Genomic DNA, 21,323 nt, shown 5'->3' on the forward strand with positions numbered 1-21,323 from the left:
TCAGACACCGTCTGAATTTGCAGCGGGCTGGAGAAAGGGTCATTCTGAGAATGAAGATTCCGACGTTACTAACTGAGTGTTGTATCTAATCGTGGGGGCAGGTCACCTACCCAGTGTGTGGAAATGTTACTTGATGGCAAGGAATGGAGTAATGCATCAATAACATTCAATAAAGAAAACGCATCGTTTAAATGGAGTTAGCCATTATGAAGCCCAACCGCAGATGAACATTGTAATGGTTTATCCGATCAGCAAGTCAAGCCGGGTAAGCCGACGCAGAATGCGTTTATCGAACGGTTCAACCGGACGTACCGGACAGAAATCCTGGATTTTTACCTGTTCTGAACGCTGAATGAAGCACGGGAAATCACTGAACGCTGGCTGAATGAATACAACAGCGAGCGTCCTCATGAATCCCTGAATAACCTGACGCCGGAGGTAGCTTATTGGAATCGTTTTAATCTAGTAGAATTCAACTTTCGTTTGCGCTGTCATTGAAACTGGTTTCGGCGCCGGATTACCTGCGTTCTGTACTGTGGCATTACATATTTCAGGCACAAGCATTTCATTATAATGACAAGAACTGGTTGCTGTATAACCCTCCGAGAAAACTGATGAGTTTATTAGTTTATAATCAAGAGGCTTTCTTTTTTTATCAACATAAGATATTTCATTTTTAGACATAACGCTTTCTGAACTATAAAATTCAGAGCGCGTCAAATTATCGTCTTCATCATAAAAATGTTCAGATATTTTTTTGCCTAAAAAATAGGTGTCTTTAATTAATCCATTCGGGTAAAGAGTGTAACGCAACTCGTCACCGTTTTCATTTTTACTCAAAATGTGACATTTTTCATCAAGTTGTATTGAGAAAGGCTTGCCATCTCTATGGCCAATAAGACTTCCATTTGTATATTTTAGAATAGTTTCATGTCCAGAAGAAACATTATCAAGGTTTAAGCTATCAACACAACCATTTTTATTCAGCCTGATGGAGATTTTATAAGTAATTTTTCCATTCTCCTCAATATCAGTATCTAGGGATTTAACAGCCCCCTTAACTGGATTGAAATCAAACATAGTCGATAAGTTATAAAGTAGAGGTATGTAGTGATTTTCTGCAAAAGCCATGCTTGAAAATAAGGAAGTACAAAGGAAAAGAGTAGAAGTTTTATCATTTTTAAAATCTAAGCTCAAGTTACCCTCAAATTAAGTAAGCTCATTACAGCATGCTTACTGCTTATCTTCAACATTGATACTGGCGGAGATGATTGCGCCACCACTGCGCCGTTTGCCGTAAAGTCGCTATCGTATCCAAACGTCTGAACGCTACCCTTTATCACGTATCGGCGCCAGATTTCACGCAGCAGTAAAACGTGCTGGCATTCGCCGCCGGAATCCGTACCATACGCGGCATACAATTTTTGCCCCTGCTGGCTCCGAAGGTAGTACTCAATGCAACAGAATCAAGAGATTAACAAAAAAGAGCAATACAACCTGAATAAACTGCAAAAGCGACTGCGCCGTAACGTGGGCGAAGCCATTGCAGACTTCAACATGATTGAAGAAGGCGACCGCATCATGGTTTGCCTGTCAGGGGGTAAAGACAGCTACACCATGCTGGAGATCCTGCGTAATCTTCAGCAAAGCGCGCCGGTGAATTTTTCCCTGGTGGCGGTCAACCTTGACCAGAAACAGCCGGGCTTCCCGGAGCACATTCTGCCGGAATACCTCGAAAATCTGGGCGTTGAGTACAAAATCGTCGAAGAAAATACCTACGGTATTGTGAAAGAGAAAATTCCTGAAGGGAAAACCACCTGCTCTCTGTGCTCTCGTCTGCGCCGCGGTATTCTGTATCGCACCGCGACCGAGCTGGGCGCGACCAAAATTGCCCTGGGCCATCACCGCGACGATATCCTGCAAACGCTGTTCCTCAATATGTTCTACGGCGGCAAGATGAAAGGTATGCCGCCTAAGCTGATGAGTGATGACGGTAAACATATTGTGATCCGCCCGCTTGCCTACTGCCGTGAAAAAGACATTGAGCGTTTCTCTCAGGCGAAAGGGTTCCCGATCATTCCATGTAACCTCTGCGGCTCTCAGCCGAACCTGCAGCGTCAGGTGATTGGCGACATGCTGCGCGACTGGGATAAGCGCTATCCGGGTCGTATCGAAACCATGTTCAGCGCCATGCAGAACGTCGTCCCTTCCCATCTCGCGGATGTGGAACTGTTCGACTTTAAAGGCATCAATCACGAGTCAGAAGTCGTGAACGGCGGCGATCTGGCGTTTGACCGGGAAGAGATCCCGATGCAACCAGCAGGCTGGCAGCCGGAAGACGATGACAATCAGTTTGAAGCGTTGCGTCTGAACGTGCTTGAAGTGAAGTAAGCGGTTAGCGTCTCAGAAACACCGTCTGAGACGCTTCATGCTTTATTTCAGCAGACGTACGCGGCAGGTTTTACCCTTAATTTTCCCGTTTTGCAGCTGCTTCCATGCCTTATGGGCAACCGCCTGGCGAACCGCGACGTAGACATGCGCCGGATGGACAGCAATCTTACCGATATCCGCCCCGTCCAGCCCCACATCCCCGGTCAGTGCACCGAGTACATCACCAGGACGCATCTTGGCTTTTTTACCGCCATCAATGCACAGGGTCGCCATTTCGGCCTCCAGCGGCACAAGGCTGACGCCGGCTGGGGGATTCATCCAGTTCAGCTTAATCTGCAGCATCTCAGAGAGAATATTGGCGCGCTGCGCCTCTTCCGGAGCGCAGAAGCTGATGGCCAGACCGCTGTTCCCGGCGCGCGCGGTGCGGCCAATACGGTGCACGTGTACTTCCGGATCCCACGCCAGCTCAAAGTTCACGACCAGCTCAAGCGATTTGATATCCAGACCGCGCGCAGCGACGTCGGTCGCCACCAGCACGCGGGCGCTGCCGTTGGCGAAACGGACCAGCGTCTGATCGCGATCGCGCTGTTCAAGATCGCCATGCAGCGACAGTGCGCTCTGCCCGGCGGCATTCAGAGCATCACAAACCGACTGACAGTCTTTTTTGGTGTTACAGAACACCACGCAGGAGCCAGGCTGATGCTGGCTCAGTAATTTCTGCAGGAGCGGGATCTTCCCCTGCTGCGAGGTTTCAAAGAACTGCTGTTCGATGGCCGGCAGCGCATCTACGCTGTCGATTTCAATGGTAAGAGGATTTTTCTGCACGCGCCCGCTGATGGCGGCGATAGCTTCCGGCCAGGTTGCGGAGAACAACAGCGTCTGGCGATCGGCCGGTGCGAAACGGATCACTTCGTCAATGGCCTCGCTGAAGCCCATATCCAGCATCCGATCGGCCTCATCCATCACCAGCGTTTGTAGCGCATCCAGCGAGACCGTGCCTTTTTGCAGGTGATCGAGCAGGCGTCCCGGCGTCGCGACAATAATGTGCGGCGCATGCTGAAGCGAATCACGCTGGGCACCGAACGGCTGCCCGCCGCAGAGGGTTAAAATCTTGGTATTTGGCAGGAAACGTGCCAGGCGACGCAGTTCACCCGCAACCTGGTCTGCCAGCTCGCGGGTCGGACACAGCACCAAAGACTGGGTCTGAAAAAGCGCCGCATCGATATGCTGCAACAGGCCAAGGCCAAAGGCCGCCGTTTTCCCACTGCCCGTTTTCGCCTGCACGCGCACGTCACGGCCCTCAAGAATGGCGGGTAAGGCGGCCGCCTGAACAGGCGTCATCGTGAGGTATCCCAACTCGTTGAGGTTAGCGAGTTGGGCATCGGGCAGAACATTCAGGGTAGAAAAAGCGGTCACAATTGTCTCTCGTGGTGATCTTTGCGGTCAGATGGCGCGTATCCTCGCAGATCTCGCGGTCCGATGCGACAATTTAATCGGTTCTTCATCGGGCGGCGGGTCGGGCATCGGCTGGGGACGCGGGATGGGATCGGGCATAGGTACCGGATCGCTGGGGATAGGATCGGATTGACGCGATTGTGGCAGTAGCAGAGCGTTAAGGATGCTCATCATTCCCTCCATAATTTGCTGTCATCCCTTTTAGGGTAGACGCTCAGAATCAGGAGGCAAAAAAAAGCCGACTATGAAGTCGGCGTCGTACGAATCAATTGTGCTATGCAGTAATTCAAAAAAGGAAGTAAGACAATATGGAGCGCAACGCCCATCGCTTGACGTTGCATTCACCTGCGGGAGTAATATTGCACCTTACGGGGTAGATGTTTATTGACTTCGCTCAATTAAAAGAGCGTTTTAATCCCGGAAAAAGATGAAAAAAGCTTAAATTTACAGCCATTTACTACGATGCAACCACCATGCAACACCCCCAATCAAAACAACTAACATCACGCAAAACGCCGTAAAACCGTAGCGATAAGCGCCACCCGGAATTCCGCCCAGGTTGACGCCAAACAACCCGGTCAGAAACGTGCTCGGTAAAAACACCATCGCCATCAGGGACATCGTATAGGTTCTTCGCGCCAGCGACTCCTGCATCACCTGCGCGATTTCGTCCGCCATCACCGCCGTTCTGGCAATACAGGAATCAATTTCATCCAGCCCGCGGCCCAGCCTGTCGGCAATATCCTGCATTCTGCGCCGATGGTCGTCGTTCATCCAGGCGAGCCTTTCGCTGGCCAGCCGCGCATACACGTCGCGCTGCGGCGTCATGTAGCGGCGCATAACAATCAGCTGCTTGCGCAATAAGGCCAGAAAACCGCGCGGCGGGATCTGCTGATCGAGCAGGTTATCTTCCAGGTCGATGATTTTGTCGTGCAACTCTTCAATAAACTCACTGGCGTGATCGGTAAGCGCGTCACAGACGTCCACCAGCCAGCTGCCGCAGTCGATCGGCCCTGTGCCCTCTTTCAGATCGTTGACGATGTCATCCAGCGCCAGGACCTTACGCTGTCGGGTGGAGACAATCAGCCCATCGTCCATATAGACCCGCATCGCCACCAGCTGATCCGGACGTTCATCCGTGCTGCCGTTAATACAGCGGAGGGTAATCAGCGTCCCGTCACCCATGCGGCTTACGCGGGGCCGCAGGCTTTCACCCGCCAGCGCATCGCGCACGTTATTGGGCAAGAGCGGGGTCGACGCCAGCCAGTCAGCGCTGTCCGGATGGGTATAGTTCAGATGCAGCCAGCAGGGATGCGCACTGTCGATCACATCATTATCTTCCAGCGGTCGGGCACCGCCGCGGCCGTCCAGCACCCACGCAAAAACTGCGTCAGGAACGTTAAGTTCAGATCCTTTAATGCTTTCCACAGCACCTCCACCTTTTTAACTCTTTCGGTGTCAGTCTAGCTTTCATGAGGGGTTAAGCAACAACTATGTATTCCATCGCGCTGAAATCGCTCGGGAAATGAGCTGGGTGGGCAAATGTATGCAAAAAGCCTGGCATGCCAGGCTTTGTGTCGCTTTCAGAGAGAGTGCTCTGGCTGCTGGAGGAAGGAGGGTGAGCCGGTCGGTAATGGGGACGAAGACCCGTGATCCAATCTGAAATTCCGCGTGCGGGCCTGGAGTTCAATCACCTGATTGCGCAGTACATCCGAGGAGCCATTGAGTTCCTCCGCCATCGCCACGTTGCTTTGCGTGACCCGCTCCAGCTCCGATAGCGCCAGCGTGATCTGGGAAATACCTTTCTCCTGCTCAGACGTCGACGCGGAGATTTCATCCATTAAGCGACTGACGTTTCCCGAGCCCGTCACGATTTCATGCATATTCTTCTCTGCCTGCGACACCACGGTCGCGCCCTGCGTGACGTTACTGCTGGTGACTTCAATCAGCGCTTTGATATTCTTCGCGGCCTCTGCGCTGCGGTGCGCCAGGTTTCTGACCTCTTCCGCAACGACAGAAAAACCTTTTCCATGGTCGCCCGCTCTTGCCGCCTCAACGGCCGCGTTGAGCGCCAGAATATTGGTCTGGAACGCAATGCCGTCAATCAGCGAAATAATCTCCGTCATCTGCTGGGCGCATTCGGTAATGGACTGCATATTGTTGGCAACCTGCCCCATCAGCTCCCCGCCCTTACGCGCCTGCAGCGTCGCCATATTCGCCTGTTCACTCGCCAGGCGGGTGTTATCGGCGTTATTTTTAGTGCTCGCCGCCATTTGCTCCATGCTGGCTGCGGTTTGCACTAAAGACGCGGACTGCTGTTCGGTTTTGACCGAGAGCTGAGCGCTACGTGTCGAGAGCTGATCCGATAAGGTCATGGCGGTTTGCGATGACGCCCTGATCTCACGCACCAGCGTTGCAATGTTGCCGGACAGGCTGTTGATCCCGGGAATGAGTCGCCCCGCACAGTTATTGCCAAACTCCGGGATAGAAACCCCCAGGTTGCCGGCAGTCACCTCTTCAATACTTTTCTTCACCGTATTGATCGGCGTCACAAGATACCGGGTCATATAGACCCAAAGCAAAAATAGCGCAACGAAATTGATAGCGTTAAGGGAAATAAAGAGAGAGGGCTTGCTGGAAATTAGAACAACGACACCTGCGCTTACCAAAAATAGCGATAAAAGGAACCCGATAATAAAGGTTCTGACACTAATATTTCTTAGCATGATGATACCCACATTTTATATTTTGGTCGGCATCTAGACTTATAGCATTGGCACAAACGTTTTTCCTCGGAAACTTCACGGGTTTGTTGTTTCGCCGTTAGCAGCCTGGGATTTAGCTTAAGTCAGATGAAAAAAGCGTATTATTGAAAATGTTCTTCGCAGCATGCTGTGATACTGGTCTGCCGCCACGTTAAGCGATACCATCCGCTGCGGCGAACCGATACAATCGCCGTTATATTTAAGGAGCTTTGCTACTTTTATTCGCTCTTGTTTAGCAATGCTTAATACGTTAACAATGAGAATATATTTTATATTCTTAATGCGATGTAGAGTATTAATATGACTGGTCATGCTTCACGACAAATAACTAATATTGTTTGAATGCGCATGTTCGTTGCCAGATTAAGATGTGCCCGGCAGGCGAAATCGGTAACCCTCTCAGGCGTGGGATTGCATAATGCTCAATATATCGTGGGACCCTGTGTTAATCGCTATCTCTTATCTGGTGGCATTTATCGCCTCCTTTGTGGCGCTGGACAGTGCCGGAAAGATCCCCCTTTCCAGCCGAAAGGCTGCCCTGTTCTGGCGCATTGCCGGGGGTATGACGCTGGGGATCGGCATCTGGTCGATGCACTTTATCGGCATGCTGTCGATGCAGATGCCGATGATGATGCGCTATGACCTCTGGTTAACCCTTGCGTCTCTGGGCGTCGCGATTATTGCGTCGACCACGGCCCTTGATATTGCCGTCGCGGGAAAAAAACGTTCTTCGTTTCGACCGATCGTTGCCACGGCTATCCTGAGCGCAGGCGTGGTATCTATGCACTATATCGGTATGGCTGCCCTGATGCTGGATGGCAGCATTATCTGGGATCGCCGTATTGTGGGGTTGTCGGTGGTCATTGCCGTGGTGGCGTCCGGCACGGCGCTGTGGCTGGCTTTCCGCCTGCGAGACAAAGGGTTTTTTATCGAGCGCCTTCTCGCCGCCCTGGTCATGGGCGCCGCCATTTGTGCGATGCACTATATCGGCATGAGCGCCGCGCATTACCCGGAAATGTCGCATACCCTCCCCGGGGGGATCGGCGAGCTGGGGTTATCCATCTGGGTTTCTGTCACCACGCTCTGCCTGCTTGGCGTGATGTTAATTATTTCCCTTATCGATTCTCACCGGCGCACCGGCCGGCTGACGGATAATCTTCGACAACTCAATCGGCAGCTTGAGCTCCAGGCGCGCTTTGATGCGCTCACCGGACTCGCGAATCGCCATCAGATGGATCTCCGCATGCAGGACTGCCTGCGCAGCGCGTTGCTGAGCAACAGGCAATTTGCCGTTATTTTCCTGAACGTCGATCACTTCAAACGCGTCAACGATACCTGGGGTCACAGCGTCGGCGATGAGTTATTGATCACCGTCGCACAACGCATCACTTCCCGGCTCTCGCGTGAGATGACCCTGGCAAGGCTGGGAGGAGACGCTTTTATCCTGCTGGTGCCGGAATGTGACGACGACAAACTCAACGCCCTGCTCGCGTCGCTGCTAGAGGATGTGCGACGTCCTCTTTCGATCTGTGGTCATACGCTTAACACGACAATGAGTGCGGGCGTCAGCCTCTATCCTCAGGATGGCGAGACGCTGCATGAACTGAAACTCAAAGCTGATGCAGCCCTGCATCACGTCAAAGACGACGGCCGCAACGGCTGGGCGCGTTATAGAACCGAGATGTCGACAGCAATCCCGGCAAAACCCGGTTTTCTTCAGGAGCTCTCACAGGCGCTTGAGCGCGATCAGTTTGAACTGTGGTACCAGCCAACCTGGTATGCGCAAGAGAAGACTATCCATGGTTTTGAAGCCCTGCTGCGCTGGCGGCACCCTGAGCAAGGCGTTGTTCTGCCTGGTCTGTTTATCCCCTCGCTGGAGCAAACCGGCTTAATTATTCCGGTGGGCAACTGGGCCATTGAAGCGGCATGTCGACAGCTGCATTTCTGGACTGAACAAGGGTTCAGCCAGTGGACGTTATCGCTCAACTTATCCCCCGTCCAGTTCGAGCAACCGGACATTTTCCACATCGTATCGTCGATGCTGGAAAAATATAACTTGTCCCCGTCCAGGCTGATCCTTGAGGTCACGGAGAGCACCGCGCTGAAAAATCTCGACCGCAGCATTGAGTTGCTCAACGCCTTTAATCATGCGGGGATCACCGTCTCGATTGATGATTTTGGTACGGGCTACTCCAACCTGCTGATGCTGAGCGTGCTGCCGGCAAAAGAGCTCAAGATCGACAAAAGCTTTGTAACGTCGATGCTAGAAAATGAAAAAACCTACAAGCTGGTTGAAACCATTATGAGTATCGCCCGCACCATGGAGATGAACGTGGTGGCAGAAGGGATTGAAACGGAAGAACAGCAGGCGGTTCTCACCCGTCTCGGCTGCGACTACCTGCAGGGTTACCTCTTCTCCCGCCCCTTACCTGCCGAACAGGTGCCGTGGTTGCTTCTGCAGATAAACTCAGAAAGGCAAATTATCCCCCTTAATAAAATTCAAACGGACGCCGCATTTATTTCACAAAAAAACCATGCCTGACGGGGTTTAGTAGAGTATGTTTCAAAGCAGAACACACGAGTCACGTCTGTCATGATTGTCAGGCGTATTAAGCCGATGAACAGGAAATGCCTATGTCGCAAAACGGTTTTGAAGCGCTGAACGTTATTAAAACACCCGTGTGGCTTATTTCACCCGTTTCGGAAGAGATCGTTTTTGCTAACGTGGTCGCAATGCAGCTTATGGGAGATAAGACGCTCGATCAGCTGCGTAAAGGCATCTATTCCGCGAATGCACAAGCTCTCCTGTCGATGTATGTACCTGAACTGAAAACCGAGCAGGAGATCGTCGAAATCTGGACAATAAGAAGCCGGGATGGGCTGGATACGCCGTTAAGCTGTCGTCTCTCGCTTGCCCGCTACGCTCCCTGGGGAGATGTGATTGTCTTCGAGGGGATCGCCCAACATATCCTCTCAGGACTGAAGGCCAGCCGCTCCGCAACCTACCGGCGAAAAAAACAGGGGTTTTACGCCCGTTTTTTTCAGACCAACAGCGCGCCGATGCTGTTAATCGATCCTGCCCGCGATGGTCAGATTGTTGATGCCAACCTGGCTGCGCTCAATTTTTACGGTTACTCGCATGATGGTATGTGCAGCAAGCATACCTGGGAAATCAATACCCTGGGGCGAGACGTGATGCCCATTATGACCGCGATTGCCGCGCTGCCCGGCGGCCATAAGCCGCTCAACTTTGTTCACCGCCTTGCCGATGGTTCCACCCGCCATGTTCAGACGTATGCCGGACCCATTGAGATCTACGGTGACAAGCTGATGCTGTGCATCATCCACGATATCACCGAGCAAAAAAGACTGGAGCAAGAGCTGGAACATGCCGCGTTACGTGACTCCATGACCGGGTTACTCAACCGACGCCAGTTCTACGCGATTACCGACCCCAACAATCTCAATAATCGACCTGCCCAGCAGCAGTTTAGCCTGCTGCTGGTTGACACCGATCACTTCAAAAACATCAACGACCTGTTTGGTCATTTGAAGGGCGATGAGGTGCTTATTGCCCTCTCCCGAACGCTGGAAGCCTGTAGTCGGGAGAACGACATGGTGTTCCGCTGGGGGGGCGAAGAGTTCGTCATCCTGCTGCCGCATACCTCTCTCGACACCGCGTTGCAGATTGCCGAGTCGATCCGTGCAGCCGTTGCCCGCATTACGATTCCGGGCTTACCACGGTTTACCGTCAGCATTGGCGTGGCGCGACATAACCCGGGGGAGACGATTGATGAGCTGTTTAAGCGTGTAGACGATGCGCTGTATCGCGCTAAAAATGATGGGCGCAATAAAGTCCTTGCAGCATGAAACTGGAGTATACGGGAAAGCCCCGCTACAATGCCTGCCTCGAATAAATTAACGTCAGGTGGGTAATATCTGCAATGGGCAAAACAGAAATAATACTCACCTTAATTATTTTGCTCCTTATTATATTTGGCTTCTGGTTTATTTTTAGCGGGGAAATCTGGTATCTCGTCGAGTTTCTCGAAAATAGTCTTTATCCGACCTTCGACGCCCCTTAACGCACGTTTAATATCGTGTTTCACCTACCGGATTTGTCAGGTATCTGCCAGCCTGACGGCCGCGTAAGATACGCGTCGTTATCCTCCAACTACGTTGATAACGAATTACTTATTCACTTGCTTATGTTGCCCGTGCTCTGACGGGCTTTTTTATTTCCGGCATTTCAGCCACGCCAGGCTATATCTTAATCATCTTTAATGACAAGGGAGAGGAATGATGAGCAAGAAGATCCTGATGCTGGTGGGCGATTATGCCGAAGATTACGAAACCATGGTGCCTTTTCAGGCGTTACAGATGGTTGGTCATCAGGTGGATGCCGTCTGCCCCGACAAACCGAAGGGCGACTACATCATAACGGCAATCCATGATTTCGACGGCGCCCAGACCTATAGCGAAAAACCCGGTCACCGCTTTACCCTCAACGCCGATTTTTCCGCCGTGAAGGAGCAGGACTACGACGCGCTGCTCATCCCCGGCGGGAGAGCGCCCGAGTATCTGCGGCTAAATGAGGACGTGTTAAAGCTGGTACAGGCGTTTGACGCCGCGCGCAAACCGATTGCAGCGGTGTGCCATGGCCCGCAGCTGCTTGCCGCCGCGGGCATCCTGAAAGGCCGTACCTGTAGCGCCTACCCGGCGTGTGCACCTGAGGTCCGTCTCGCGGGGGGACACTATGCCACGATTGGCATCGATCAGGCACATGTCGACGGCAACCTGGTGACGGCTCCCGCGTGGCCCGCCCATCCGCAGTGGCTGGCGAAGTTTAATGCGTTGTTAGAATAATACGTTCCGGTCTTATCGCTGCCGAAAAGCACAGCGCGGTATCACCCATGGCAAAACTGGCGCTCACGTGCGCCAGTTCGCATTAACCATCAGTGCTTCTCAATATACATCGTCCGGCTATACGCCACGTCTTCCGGGTTATTAATCGGATACCCTTTCACCCACGGCTTAATCAGACGACCGTTGGTGTACTGGTAAATAGGCGCGATCGGCGCTTTCTCCATGAGGATTTTCTCCGCCATGTTGTAGTCCGTATTACGTGCTTTCGCCGTGGTTTCGAGCGTCGCCTGGTGGATTATTTTATCGTAAGCCGGATCGTTGAAGCGCGAGATATTGCCGCTGTGGGTTGAGGTCAGCAGGGACAGGAAGGTCGAGGGCTCGTTGTAATCCCCCACCCATGACGCGCGGATCACATCAAAATTGCCGGTGTTGCGGCTGTCGATGTAGGTTTTCCACTCCTGATTTTGCAGCTTGACATCCACACCGAGGTTTTTCTTCCACATGGACGCCACCGCAATGGCGATTTTCTGGTGGTTTTCCGACGTGTTGTACAGCAGGTTCAGCTTCAGCGGACGCTGAGGGCCGTAGCCTGCGGCCTGGAGCAAGGTTTTGGCCTGAGCGTTCAGCTCCTGCTGGGACATCTGCTCGAACGGCGAAGGTTCAGGCGTGAAGCCCGCCGTCACGTCAGGGGTGAAATGCCAGGCCGGTTTCTCGCCGGTACCCAGTACCTTATCCGCCATAATGCGGCGATCGATAGTCATGCTCAGCGCAAGACGAACCCGGGCATCGGCCGTCGGCCCCTTTTGCGTGTTAAACGCGTAGTAATAGGTCCCGAGCTGAGGCGGCGTATACACCTGGCCAGGAATATCCTTCAGGAGCTTCTGATACATGTTTTTCGGGAACGATTCGGTAATATCGATATCCCCTGCCAGATAGCGTTTCGTGGCGGACGATTCCTGATTAATCGGAATAAAGGTCACTTTTTGCAGGACAGTTTTCGCATTGTCCCAGTAGTGGGTGTTCGGCACGACAACCAGTTTTTCATTCACCACGCGCGTGTTCAGAACGTAGGCCCCGTTACCGACCAGCGCTCCCGGACGCGTCCACTCTTTCCCGCTTTCAACATTGGCTTTTTGCACCGGATAGAAGGCGAAGTTTGCCGTCAGGTTGCTAAACCACGGTAGCGGTTTATCCAGCTGGACGCGCAACGTTCTGGCATCCACCGCCGTCACGCCCAGGGTATCTGGCGCCGCTTTACCATCAATAATGGCCTGCGCGTTGCTGATGCCTGCCAGCGCCGCAAACCAGGCAAACGGAGAGGTCGTTTTCGGATCAACCAGACGCTGCCAGCTGTAGACAAAATCCTGCGCGGTAACCGGCGTACCGTCAGACCATTTTGCGTTATCGCGCAGGGTGAACGTCCAGATTCGGTTATCGTTGCTCTGCCAGCGCGTCGCCACGCCCGGAGTCAGTTCCCCTTTCTCATTCTGATTTACCAGCCCTTCGAAAAGATCGCGAATCACCTGAATCTCTGGCAACCCCACCGCTTTTGCGGGATCGAGCGAAGCCGGTTCGTCTTTAATGTGTCTGACCAGCTCCTGTTTTTGCGCCAGCACCGTGCCCTGTGGCACATCAGCAGCATATGAGAGTGAAGAGAGTCCGCACAGGCACAGTGCGGCAAAAAGACGCGAAACAGGATGCTTCATAAGATCCCCTTTAAAAAATTCAGGTAAAAAGCAGATGCGTAATTATTTGTTTCGACAGTAAGAAATGCAAACAACTTACGCCTGAATAGTGATTTAAGGCAATTCTCAGCCGTTAAGGAAACTATTTGATTAACAGCGGCTTTTGCACAACACTGCCTGTAGAGACTACGTTATCAGGATATCGTATGGCAACCACCCGACCCCGCGCGGAACGCGGCGCCTTCCCTCCGGGCGCTGAACAATATGGCCGCTCATTTTTAGGCGCATCGCTGATCTGGTTCCCGGCCCCCGATGCCGATCGCGACAGCGGTTTGGTTATTGCCGGCACGCACGGAGATGAGAACTCGTCTGTCGTCACGCTCTCGTGCGCGCTGCGGACGCTGACCCCGGCATTGCGACGTCACCACGTGATTCTTGCCGTGAATCCGGACGGCTGTCAGCTTGGATTACGGGCGAATGCGCGAGGAATCGACCTGAACCGTAATTTCCCTGCGGCAAACTGGCGCGCAGGGGAAACGGTATATCGCTGGAACAGCTCCGCCGAGGAGCGGGACGTGGTGCTGCTCACGGGCGATAAACCCGGATCGGAGCCGGAAACCCAGGCGCTGTGCCAGCTTATCCATAAGATCCACCCCGCCTGGGTTGTCTCCTTTCACGATCCGCTGGCCTGTATTGAAGATCCGCGCCACTCTGACCTGGGCGCGTGGCTGGCCCGGGCGTTCGCCCTCCCGCTCGTCACCAGCGTGGGCTATGAGACACCCGGTTCATTTGGCAGCTGGTGCGCCGACTTAAGTCTGCCCTGCATTACCGCCGAGTTCCCGGCGATCTCCTCCGACGAAGCCAGCGAAAAATACTTAAAGGCAATGATGGATCTGTTGCGCTGGCAGCCTCAGAGGTGAAGTACGCCGCTGGTAAAATTAAGCGCCGGTGAAACGTCAACGGCCAGCCACGTCGGGCCATCCAGATCGGCGAAACGGACCTGATTGACCAGCGGCAGCGCCGCACCGATCGCCCGCGAGGTGCAAAGCATGCATCCCAGCATCAGGGCGAACCCCTGCGCCCGGGCGTCCGCCGCCAGGGCCAGGGCTTCAGTCAGTCCGCCAGTCTTGTCGAGTTTGATATTGACCATGTCATAGCTGCCCTTAAGCGCGCTTAAATTCTCACGGGTATGACAGCTTTCATCCGCACAGACGGGCAACGGATGGATAAAATTCTTCAGCGCCGCATCCTCTTTTGCCGGCAGAGGCTGCTCCAGCATCGCCACGCCCAGATCGGCCAGCAGCTGGCATCGCGCGGCCAGCCCTTCGGGATGCCACGACTCGTTGGCGTCAACAATGAGCGTGGCTGACGGCACCGCCGAGCGAATGGCGACCATCCTCTCGCTGATCAGACGATCGTCGAGCTTCACTTTTAACAGCGTGGCCCCGGCGTCATAGAGCGCTTTCGCACTGGCGGCCATCTGCTCGGGCTCCCCAATCACGACCGTTTGCGCGGTAACGACGGACTCCGACACGACCACGCCCAGCAGTGACGTCAGCGATTTTTGCTGCTTAGCGGCTTCAAGGCTCCAGAGCGCACAGTCGATGGCGTTGCGCGCCGCCCCGGCGGATAAACGCTGCTGTAACGCGTCGCGCGTGAGGCCTTTTTGCAGGTCAGGTACCAGGGTCATGATCTGCGCCATCACGGATGCCAGACTTTCCCCATAGCGCGGGTAAGGCGTACATTCCCCGACGCCTTTAAACCCCTCTTCTTCGATTTCAACCACGACCACGCTGGCTTCACTTCGGCTGCCGCGAGAGATCACAAACGGGGTATGCAATGGCCAGGCTTCTTCATAGACCTTAACGCTTCTCATCACTGACTCCTTGCGGCCCGGAAAGGCGAAAAATTTGGTTTGCCGTGTTATCTGCTGATGGCATACACTAGCCACGACGTTAACTATATGTAAACAGGAAGATATCTATGTCACAACTCGTTCATTTCCAGGGCAACCCGGTTGCTGTAGCAGGTTCCATTCCGCAGGCTGGCAGCAAAGCGCAGGCTTTTACTCTGGTGGCTAAAGATCTGTCTGACGTCACACTGGCTCAGTTTGCGGGCAAACGCAAAGTACTGAACATTTTCCCAAGCATTGATACCGGCGTTTGTGCCGCATCCGTGCGTAAATTCAACCAGCTGGCGACTGAAATGGACAACACCGTGGTGCTGTGCATTTCCGCTGACCTGCCGTTTGCCCAGTCCCGTTTCTGCGGTGCCGAAGGCCTGAGCAACGTTATCACCCTTTCCACCCTGCGCAGCGCTGATTTCCTCGAGAACTACGGCGTCAGCATCGCGGAAGGCCCACTGAAGGGTCTGGCAGCACGTGCTGTACTGGTTCTTGATGAAAACGACACTGTCGTTTTCAGCGAACTGGTTAACGAAATCACCACCGAGCCGGACTACACTGCCGCGCTGGACGTGCTGAAAGCATAATAAGTCCTTAGCATTCTATACAACTTATTCTCAACCTCGCCACGGCGGGGTTTTTTATTAGAAAATAGCTGAATCGTTAAAGCTAAAATATTCATCGATCACAAAAATCATGCAATAAAGACAGCAACACGTAACATCCACGTGATCATTAACGCATTCTAATTGTTAAAATCACCTAATTTTAACCTCAGTGAAGCCCATCACATTTCCCTTTTTGTCTAAACATTAGATTTGCTTACGAAAGTAAATAATCGTTTCAGCAAAAAGGATAAAATATGAAGATCAAATTCGCTTTTACGCTCCTGGCGGTCCTGGTTTCTGGCCATGCCGCGGCTAAAACCTGGGTGCTGACAAGTGCTGAAAGCAGCGTAGAGAAAGGAAACTGGAAGATTTCCAGTGATGAGCTGAAAGTTAAAGATCAGACGTTCAGCATTGAGCAAAAAGTCTTGCATGGCGGCAAGCAGGAAGGCAGTAAAGTCATCATTATTAGCAGTAAAGATGGCCTGACGATTACGCTGAGCCCGACCCGCGGCATGAACCTTCTGCACGTTGAAGGGTTTGGCACCCGACTGGGATGGAATTCACCCGTCAAAGAGGTCGTCAATCCTGCCTATATCAATCTTGAAAGCCGAAACGGTCTCGGCTGGCTGGATGGTTTCAACGAGATGATGGTGCGCTGTGGCTACGAGTGGACAGGTCATCCGGTCACCGCAGATGGACAGATTTACACCCTTCACGGCAGGGCCGGGAATACCCCGGTATCACAGGTGGAAGTTGAGGTGGCGGATGCCGCCCCGCATGAGATCCGCGTTCGGGGTTTGATCAAAGAGAGCACGTTCAAAAAAGCGGATCTGCAGACCATGACCGAACTGCGCTACGTTCCCGGAACCAACCAGTTCAGCCTGCATGATGTTCTCACTAACCATGCCGATTACCCTCACGATTACCAAATCATCTATCACAGCAACTTCGGCACGCCGATCCTTGAAGAAGGCGCACGTTTCCTTGCGCCAGCGGTGAGCGTAAGCCCATTCAATGACTACGCCAAAGCGGGCGTTAACGACTGGCAAACCTATGCCGGGCCGACAAAAGGCTTTGATGAGATGGTATTTAACATTCAGCCGCTCGCCGACAACAACCACGAAACGCTCGCGGCGGTGGTCAATAAAGCCGGCGATAAAGGCGCATCCATCCAGTTTGATACGCGCCAGCTGCCCGTGCTGACCTTATGGAAAAACACCGATACGCTGAAGCAGGGTTATGTCACGGGCATCGAACCGGGTACCAGCTACGCCTACCCCGTGACGATTGAACGCCAACAGAAGCGGGTTAAGCAGCTGCAGCCTGGCGCCAGCGCGCAGTTTGATCTGACCTATACCCTGCTCCACAGCCCGCAGCAGGTGAAAGAGGTTGAAAGCAGGATTGCGTCGATTCAGGGCGAGACAAAAACAGACATCGTTAACACGCCGCTGGCGAAGGAATAAATCTAAAGTGAAAAGTAAAAAGCCTCTTTGCAGAGGCTTTTTTGTTATTCGTCACCTTTCTTATGATTCAAACCATACTCACGTAGCTTATTGGCGATTGCGGTGTGCGAGACGCCCAGGCGTTTTGCCAGTTTGCGGGTGCTGGGATAGCTGCGGTACAGCTGCGTCAGCACAGAACGCTCGAAACGGCTGGTGATGTCATCAAGCGACCCTTCCATCGCCTCTTCCCCTACCGATACCGTTCCGGCGTCGTAATCCGGCAACAGGATATCCTGCGGGCGCAGCTCATACCCTTCAAGCTGGGTCAGCGCACGATATACGGCGTTTTTGAGCTGACGAATGTTCCCCGGCCAGCCGTAGCGCATAAGCACCGTGCCCAGATCGGCAGACAGCTTCGGACGAGGAACCCCCTGCTCATCGGCAAAGCGGGCGACGAACAGCTCCGTAAGCGGCATGATGTCCTGCGGGCAATCGCGCAGCGGCGGAATGTTCAGCGTCAGGACGTTGAGGCGGTAATAAAGATCCTCGCGGAAGATCCCCTTTTGCACCAGTTCCACCAGATTCTTCTGTGTGGCGCAAATGACGCGCACGTCCACATGCACTTCGTGATCCTCACCGACGCGGCGGAACGTGCCGTCGTTCAGGAAACGCAGCAGCTTAGCCTGCATACGCGGCGACATTTCGCCGATCTCGTCCAGCAGCACGGAGCCGCCGTTAGCCTGCTCGAAGAACCCTTTCTTGCCCTCCGGCGCGTGACCAAACAGCTCGCTTTCAACGGCATCTTCCGGAATCGAGGCGCAGTTAAGTGCCAGATAAGGCTTAGCCGCACGCGGGCTCGCCAGATGCACGGCGTGAGCCAGCAGGTCTTTCCCGGTGCCGGTATCGCCGGTAATCAGCAGCGGCGCGGTCAGGCTCGCGAGCTTACGCGCCTGATCAACCACATGACGCATTTTCGGGCTGACGGCAATAATCTGGCTGAACGCGCCAACGTCCTGACTGGAGAGGTTTTGCAGCTGACGACCCATGCGTAGCGTCGAGCGCAGCATGATCACCGCCCCGGTCAACACGCGGGTATTCCCTTCCCCTTTCAGATAGACCGGCGTGATCTCCATCAGGAAATTCTGCCCGTTAATCACCACATGCTCGCTGTGCGTGTTCTGCGGATTGCTGTCCAGCCAGCGCTGGAAGTTAAAACCGGGGATCAGCTGCGCGGCGTGATGATTGCTGAGCTTCTCCTGGCTCTGCGCGAAAAGCTGGCAGCTCGCGTGGTTAACGCGCTCAACTTTGCTTTTCAAATCCAGAGAGAGGAACGGTTCAGGCATGGCTTCCAGCAGCGCGCTCAGCGCCAGGTGCTCACGCTCGGACGGCATCCAGGGAATAGTGCGTACATCCGTAACGCCAGCGATACGGCGGATTTCCGCCATCAGGCTGCTGAAGGTATTAAATTCAATTTCGGCAAAATTGAGGTAAATTCGCCCGACAGGATCGATCTCAATGCCACGTAAATCAATGCTACGTAAAACAAGAAGATCGAGTAATTCGCGGGTCAGACCGAGACGGTCTTCACAGAAGACTTCAAGACGCATGGGAAATTCACCGTTTTAAGCCAATAACAGTAAAATGATATGTCAGAACACGGTGATCCGGAAGATGGCTGTCAACAAATATTGACAGCCAGCACGATTAGTGAACAAAACCTCACGGCGAAGGTTTTTTATTGAGCGTCTCTTTGAGCTGGCCGATCAGTTCACGCCTGAAATCCCCCAGCCGGGGCTTATCGCCGTCAATCCAGGGCAGCGGACGGCAGACTTCCATCGCTTTAATCCCCAGGCGTGCGGTTAATAATCCCGCACCGATGCCCTGAGCCGCACGGGCAGAAAGACGCGCCGCCAGATCCTGCGACATCCAGTCCATGCCCACTTCGCGCACCAGCTCACTCGCCCCGGCAAACGCGATATTGAGCAGGACCAGCTTAAACAGTCTGATCCGACTGTAGTAACCCAGCTCTATGCCGTAAAGGTTCGCAATACGGTTGATCAGGCGCAGGTTACGCCAGGCGATAAAGGCCATATCGACCAGCGCCAGCGGGCTGACGGCAATCATCAATGTAGATTCCGCCGCAGAACGGCTGATCTCGCGCCGCGCCTGAGCATCCAGCACCGGCTGTACCATGTGGGAATAGAGCGTCACCACTTCCCGGTCATTCTGGGTCTCATGGATGGCAGCATACCAGCGCTGAAGCGCCGGATGCGACTGATCGATTCCGGCCTGGCTGGCCAGCTTTTCACAGAACGCGCGCCCTTTCCCGGTGCCGTGACTGTGGAGCAGATCCCGCGCTTCATCACGCTCGTGCGCGCGCTGTCGCAGACGCCAGAGTCGACGCCATTCGGTGGCAACCGACCCGACGCCAGCCCCCACAATCAGCGCGCCTGCGGCACATCCGCCCAGCGCCACCCAGTCCTGCGTGTGCCAGGCATTCATCGTCCACTGCACGCCCTGACCCACCACGCTTACGCCAAACAGCGCCAGACCGGCGGTGACCATCCTGCGCCACAGGCTGCGTTTTGGACGCAGCGCGGCGTCCACGACCGCCTCCGCCGGACCATCCTCAACAGCCGGCTCGTCCTGCAGCGCCGGGGCAAAGTTATCGGCCTGGGTACCGCTGAACGTCTGCGCCGTTTTGAACGCCTCCTGCGGGTTCTGCTCAAGCGTTCCGGTAAAGTCAATGCGCGGTTTTAACGGTTCCGTCATCGCAATTTATCTCCAATCAAAAACTCCAGCGCCGCATCCAGACGGATATGCGGTAAAGGCCTGTCGACGCTCATGGCCTGCGGGCGGAAGGCTTCAAACTGAAAGCCCTGTTTCTGCCAGAAGGCCTGGCCCGGCAGCCGCGCAGGCACTTCGCCTGGGTAGACAGTAAGCGGTTCACCGTCGCTGAGCCGGTTGCCGCGTAATGCCGGTATTTTCTCGCCGTTAAGGTCAATTAGCCCGCTTTGCGTCGCCTGCACGGACGCGAGCCCAAGGCAATCCATGCTGATCCCTTCGAAGGCGGCGTTTTGCCAGGCGTCCTGTACCAGCTGCTGTAGCAGCGACACCATATTGGCATGCTGGTCGACGGTGACGTGATCGGCTTTTGTGGCCGCAAAGAGCAGTTTATCGATCACCGGTGAGAAAAGACGGCGGAACAGCGTACGCTGCCCGTAGTGAAAACTTTGCATCAGCTGCGTAAGGGCAAGGCGCATGTCGTTGAATGCCTGTGGCCCGCTGTTGAGCGGCTGCAGACAATCCACCAGCACAATCTGACGGTCAAATCGTAAAAAGTGGTTCTTATAGAATCCCTTGACCACCTTCTCACAATAGTAATGGTAGCGCTCGCGCAGCATACCGGCGTTAGTATGCTTATCCGCCTGCGCCAGCGTCGACTCGCCCACCCCATCCACATCCGGCCAGGGGAAAAACTGAAGCGCAGGCGCGCCCGCTAAATCACCCGGCAGAACAAAGCGCCCCGGCTGAATGAAGTGTAACCCTTCCTGTTTACACTGGTGTAAATACGCCGTCCAGGCGTCGGCAATGGCCGCCAGACGGTTTTCATCTGCTGGCGCAAGCGGGTCCAGCCCTTCGCACAGCTGTCGCCATTTGGCCGACCACCCGGCGCGTTGCCCCTGCAGCAATCCCGTCATCTGGCGTGACCAGCTGAGGTAATCCTGCGCCAGCATCGGCAGGTCGAGCAGCCATTCGCCGGGGTAATCGACGATTTCAAGGTATAACGTGGAGGTATCCTTGAAATGGCGCATCAGGGATTCATTCGAGCGGAAACGCAGCGCAAGGCGAATTTCACTGACCCCTCGCGTCGGCGTCGGCCATGCGGGCGGGTCGCCATACAGCTGTGCCAGCCCTTCGTCATAGGTAAAACGGGGAATGCCAAAATCACGCTGTGGAACGCGCTTAACGCCCAGCAGACGCTCTTCCCGCACCGCGCCAAGCAACGGCAGACGCGCCCCGGCGTGCAGGTTCAGGAGCTGGTTCACCATCGCAGTGATAAACGCCGTCTTACCGCTTCGGCTCAACCCCGTCACCGCCAGTCGAAGATGACGGTCAACGCCGCGGTTTACCAGTGAATTGATTTCGTTTTTAAGTCGCTTCATCGCCGTCCTTCGTTGCCTGGAAGCCTTGAATGCATGGCTTCA

18 protein-coding genes and 2 pseudogenes are annotated in these 21,323 nt (G+C 54.1%); 10 read left to right on the plus strand and 10 right to left on the minus strand.

The annotated features are described in order from the left end of the window. Positions 1 to 255: 255 nt before the first annotated feature. Positions 256 to 498: pseudogene (locus tag ACOTXI_RS15615) on the plus strand (integrase core domain-containing protein); the annotation flags it as partial. Here the strand turns inward: ACOTXI_RS15615 and ACOTXI_RS15620 are convergent. Then, on the minus strand, positions 463 to 1,197 hold the full coding sequence (locus ACOTXI_RS15620) for a YnfC family lipoprotein (RefSeq protein WP_230964493.1): 735 nt from the start codon (positions 1,195 to 1,197) through the stop codon (positions 463 to 465). The pseudogene ACOTXI_RS15615 and the gene ACOTXI_RS15620 overlap by 36 nt on opposite strands. A 133-nt stretch (positions 1,198 to 1,330) precedes the next feature. Between ACOTXI_RS15620 and ACOTXI_RS15625 the strand changes: the two are divergent. Together ACOTXI_RS15625 and ttcA are read left to right on the plus strand one after the other, a co-directional pair. Then, positions 1,331 to 1,420 (plus strand): annotated as a pseudogene (locus ACOTXI_RS15625) (hypothetical protein); the annotation flags it as partial. Positions 1,421 to 1,455: 35 nt separating this feature from the next. Beyond that, positions 1,456 to 2,391, plus strand: coding sequence for a tRNA 2-thiocytidine(32) synthetase TtcA (gene ttcA, locus ACOTXI_RS15630; RefSeq protein ID WP_008501267.1), 936 nt, complete (start codon positions 1,456 to 1,458; stop codon positions 2,389 to 2,391). Positions 2,392 to 2,433: 42 nt separating this feature from the next. On the opposite strand, the gene dbpA is transcribed toward ttcA, so the two are convergent. The 4 genes from dbpA to ACOTXI_RS15650 form a co-directional block, all read right to left on the minus strand. Beyond that, the gene (dbpA, locus tag ACOTXI_RS15635) at positions 2,434 to 3,807 is read right to left on the minus strand and encodes an ATP-dependent RNA helicase DbpA (RefSeq protein WP_047745743.1); all 1,374 of its coding nucleotides are present in this window, start codon (positions 3,805 to 3,807) and stop codon (positions 2,434 to 2,436) included. A gap of 27 nt (positions 3,808 to 3,834) precedes the next feature. Continuing rightward, on the minus strand, positions 3,835 to 4,029 hold the full coding sequence (locus ACOTXI_RS15640) for a hypothetical protein (RefSeq protein WP_418251746.1): 195 nt from the start codon (positions 4,027 to 4,029) through the stop codon (positions 3,835 to 3,837). A 261-nt stretch (positions 4,030 to 4,290) separates the two neighbouring features. Next, the gene (gene zntB / locus ACOTXI_RS15645; protein ID WP_023292275.1) at positions 4,291 to 5,274 is read right to left on the minus strand and encodes a zinc transporter ZntB; all 984 of its coding nucleotides are present in this window, start codon (positions 5,272 to 5,274) and stop codon (positions 4,291 to 4,293) included. Positions 5,275 to 5,429: 155 nt separating this feature from the next. Beyond that, complete coding sequence (locus tag ACOTXI_RS15650) at positions 5,430 to 6,572, minus strand: methyl-accepting chemotaxis protein (protein ID WP_065365816.1); 1,143 nt, start codon at positions 6,570 to 6,572, stop codon at positions 5,430 to 5,432. A gap of 457 nt (positions 6,573 to 7,029) precedes the next feature. On the opposite strand from ACOTXI_RS15650, the gene ACOTXI_RS15655 reads away from it, so the two are divergent. From ACOTXI_RS15655 to ACOTXI_RS15670, 4 genes are all read left to right on the plus strand, one after another. After that, positions 7,030 to 9,153 carry a putative bifunctional diguanylate cyclase/phosphodiesterase gene (locus ACOTXI_RS15655; protein ID WP_058653270.1) on the plus strand — a complete coding sequence of 708 codons (2,124 nt, stop codon included), beginning with the start codon at positions 7,030 to 7,032 and terminating at the stop codon, positions 9,151 to 9,153. A gap of 92 nt (positions 9,154 to 9,245) precedes the next feature. Then, entirely contained in the window at positions 9,246 to 10,481 is a 1,236-nt protein-coding gene (locus ACOTXI_RS15660) for a sensor domain-containing diguanylate cyclase (protein ID WP_008501261.1), read from the plus strand. Between the two features lie 74 nt (positions 10,482 to 10,555). Further along, the gene (locus ACOTXI_RS15665; protein WP_021240268.1) at positions 10,556 to 10,696 is read left to right on the plus strand and encodes an Ecr family regulatory small membrane protein; all 141 of its coding nucleotides are present in this window, start codon (positions 10,556 to 10,558) and stop codon (positions 10,694 to 10,696) included. 217 nt (positions 10,697 to 10,913) lie between these two features. Next, positions 10,914 to 11,477: a DJ-1/PfpI family protein gene (locus tag ACOTXI_RS15670; protein WP_008501260.1), complete on the plus strand. Its 564-nt coding sequence runs from the start codon at positions 10,914 to 10,916 to the stop codon at positions 11,475 to 11,477. Between the two features lie 89 nt (positions 11,478 to 11,566). On the opposite strand, the gene ACOTXI_RS15675 is transcribed toward ACOTXI_RS15670, so the two are convergent. Then, on the minus strand, positions 11,567 to 13,183 hold the full coding sequence (locus tag ACOTXI_RS15675; RefSeq protein ID WP_058653272.1) for a peptide ABC transporter substrate-binding protein: 1,617 nt from the start codon (positions 13,181 to 13,183) through the stop codon (positions 11,567 to 11,569). A 185-nt stretch (positions 13,184 to 13,368) separates the two neighbouring features. Between ACOTXI_RS15675 and mpaA the strand changes: the two genes are divergently transcribed. Then, positions 13,369 to 14,082 (plus strand): murein tripeptide amidase MpaA, encoded by a 714-nt coding sequence (mpaA, locus tag ACOTXI_RS15680; RefSeq protein ID WP_058653274.1) that lies wholly within the window; start codon positions 13,369 to 13,371, stop codon positions 14,080 to 14,082. Here mpaA and ycjG read toward each other — a convergent pair. Further along, positions 14,073 to 15,038 (minus strand): L-Ala-D/L-Glu epimerase, encoded by a 966-nt coding sequence (ycjG, locus tag ACOTXI_RS15685; RefSeq protein WP_421633947.1) that lies wholly within the window; start codon positions 15,036 to 15,038, stop codon positions 14,073 to 14,075. The genes mpaA and ycjG overlap by 10 nt on opposite strands. A 107-nt stretch (positions 15,039 to 15,145) precedes the next feature. On the opposite strand from ycjG, the gene tpx reads away from it, so the two are divergent. Together tpx and ACOTXI_RS15695 are read left to right on the plus strand one after the other, a co-directional pair. After that, entirely contained in the window at positions 15,146 to 15,652 is a 507-nt protein-coding gene (gene tpx, locus ACOTXI_RS15690) for a thiol peroxidase (protein WP_008501256.1), read from the plus strand. 275 nt (positions 15,653 to 15,927) lie between these two features. Beyond that, the gene (locus ACOTXI_RS15695) at positions 15,928 to 17,136 is read left to right on the plus strand and encodes an aldose 1-epimerase family protein (RefSeq protein ID WP_058653276.1); all 1,209 of its coding nucleotides are present in this window, start codon (positions 15,928 to 15,930) and stop codon (positions 17,134 to 17,136) included. 44 nt (positions 17,137 to 17,180) lie between these two features. On the opposite strand, the gene tyrR is transcribed toward ACOTXI_RS15695, so the two are convergent. The 3 genes from tyrR to ACOTXI_RS15710 form a co-directional block, all read right to left on the minus strand. Next, positions 17,181 to 18,722: a transcriptional regulator TyrR gene (gene tyrR, locus ACOTXI_RS15700; protein WP_008501254.1), complete on the minus strand. Its 1,542-nt coding sequence runs from the start codon at positions 18,720 to 18,722 to the stop codon at positions 17,181 to 17,183. A gap of 112 nt (positions 18,723 to 18,834) precedes the next feature. Then, positions 18,835 to 19,887, minus strand: coding sequence for a YcjF family protein (locus ACOTXI_RS15705; RefSeq protein WP_023327610.1), 1,053 nt, complete (start codon positions 19,885 to 19,887; stop codon positions 18,835 to 18,837). Further along, complete coding sequence (locus tag ACOTXI_RS15710) at positions 19,884 to 21,281, minus strand: YcjX family protein (RefSeq protein WP_023292267.1); 1,398 nt, start codon at positions 21,279 to 21,281, stop codon at positions 19,884 to 19,886. The genes ACOTXI_RS15705 and ACOTXI_RS15710 overlap by 4 nt, the downstream gene beginning before the upstream one ends. Between the last annotated feature and the right edge of the window lie 42 nt (positions 21,282 to 21,323).

The organism is Enterobacter cloacae complex sp. BZL2005 (assembly GCF_049238885.1).
In the GTDB taxonomy this organism is placed as follows: domain Bacteria; phylum Pseudomonadota; class Gammaproteobacteria; order Enterobacterales; family Enterobacteriaceae; genus Enterobacter; species Enterobacter roggenkampii.

Bases quoted from the DNA above. Each gene is read 5' to 3' on its own strand.
- ttcA (WP_008501267.1), top strand. From the start codon at position 1,456: ATGCAACAGAATCAAGAGATTAACAAAAAAGAGCAATACAACCTGAAT.
- ACOTXI_RS15640 (WP_418251746.1), bottom strand. From the start codon at position 4,029: ATGGAGGGAATGATGAGCATCCTTAACGCTCTGCTACTGCCACAATCG.
- ACOTXI_RS15650 (WP_065365816.1), bottom strand. From the start codon at position 6,572: ATGCTAAGAAATATTAGTGTCAGAACCTTTATTATCGGGTTCCTTTTA.
- ACOTXI_RS15655 (WP_058653270.1), top strand. From the start codon at position 7,030: ATGCTCAATATATCGTGGGACCCTGTGTTAATCGCTATCTCTTATCTG.
- ACOTXI_RS15660 (WP_008501261.1), top strand. From the start codon at position 9,246: ATGTCGCAAAACGGTTTTGAAGCGCTGAACGTTATTAAAACACCCGTG.
- ACOTXI_RS15665 (WP_021240268.1), top strand. From the start codon at position 10,556: ATGGGCAAAACAGAAATAATACTCACCTTAATTATTTTGCTCCTTATT.
- ACOTXI_RS15670 (WP_008501260.1), top strand. From the start codon at position 10,914: ATGAGCAAGAAGATCCTGATGCTGGTGGGCGATTATGCCGAAGATTAC.
- ACOTXI_RS15675 (WP_058653272.1), bottom strand. From the start codon at position 13,183: ATGAAGCATCCTGTTTCGCGTCTTTTTGCCGCACTGTGCCTGTGCGGA.
- mpaA (WP_058653274.1), top strand. From the start codon at position 13,369: ATGGCAACCACCCGACCCCGCGCGGAACGCGGCGCCTTCCCTCCGGGC.
- ycjG (WP_421633947.1), bottom strand. From the start codon at position 15,038: ATGAGAAGCGTTAAGGTCTATGAAGAAGCCTGGCCATTGCATACCCCG.
- tpx (WP_008501256.1), top strand. From the start codon at position 15,146: ATGTCACAACTCGTTCATTTCCAGGGCAACCCGGTTGCTGTAGCAGGT.
- ACOTXI_RS15695 (WP_058653276.1), top strand. From the start codon at position 15,928: ATGAAGATCAAATTCGCTTTTACGCTCCTGGCGGTCCTGGTTTCTGGC.
- tyrR (WP_008501254.1), bottom strand. From the start codon at position 18,722: ATGCGTCTTGAAGTCTTCTGTGAAGACCGTCTCGGTCTGACCCGCGAA.
- ACOTXI_RS15705 (WP_023327610.1), bottom strand. From the start codon at position 19,887: ATGACGGAACCGTTAAAACCGCGCATTGACTTTACCGGAACGCTTGAG.
- ACOTXI_RS15710 (WP_023292267.1), bottom strand. From the start codon at position 21,281: ATGAAGCGACTTAAAAACGAAATCAATTCACTGGTAAACCGCGGCGTT.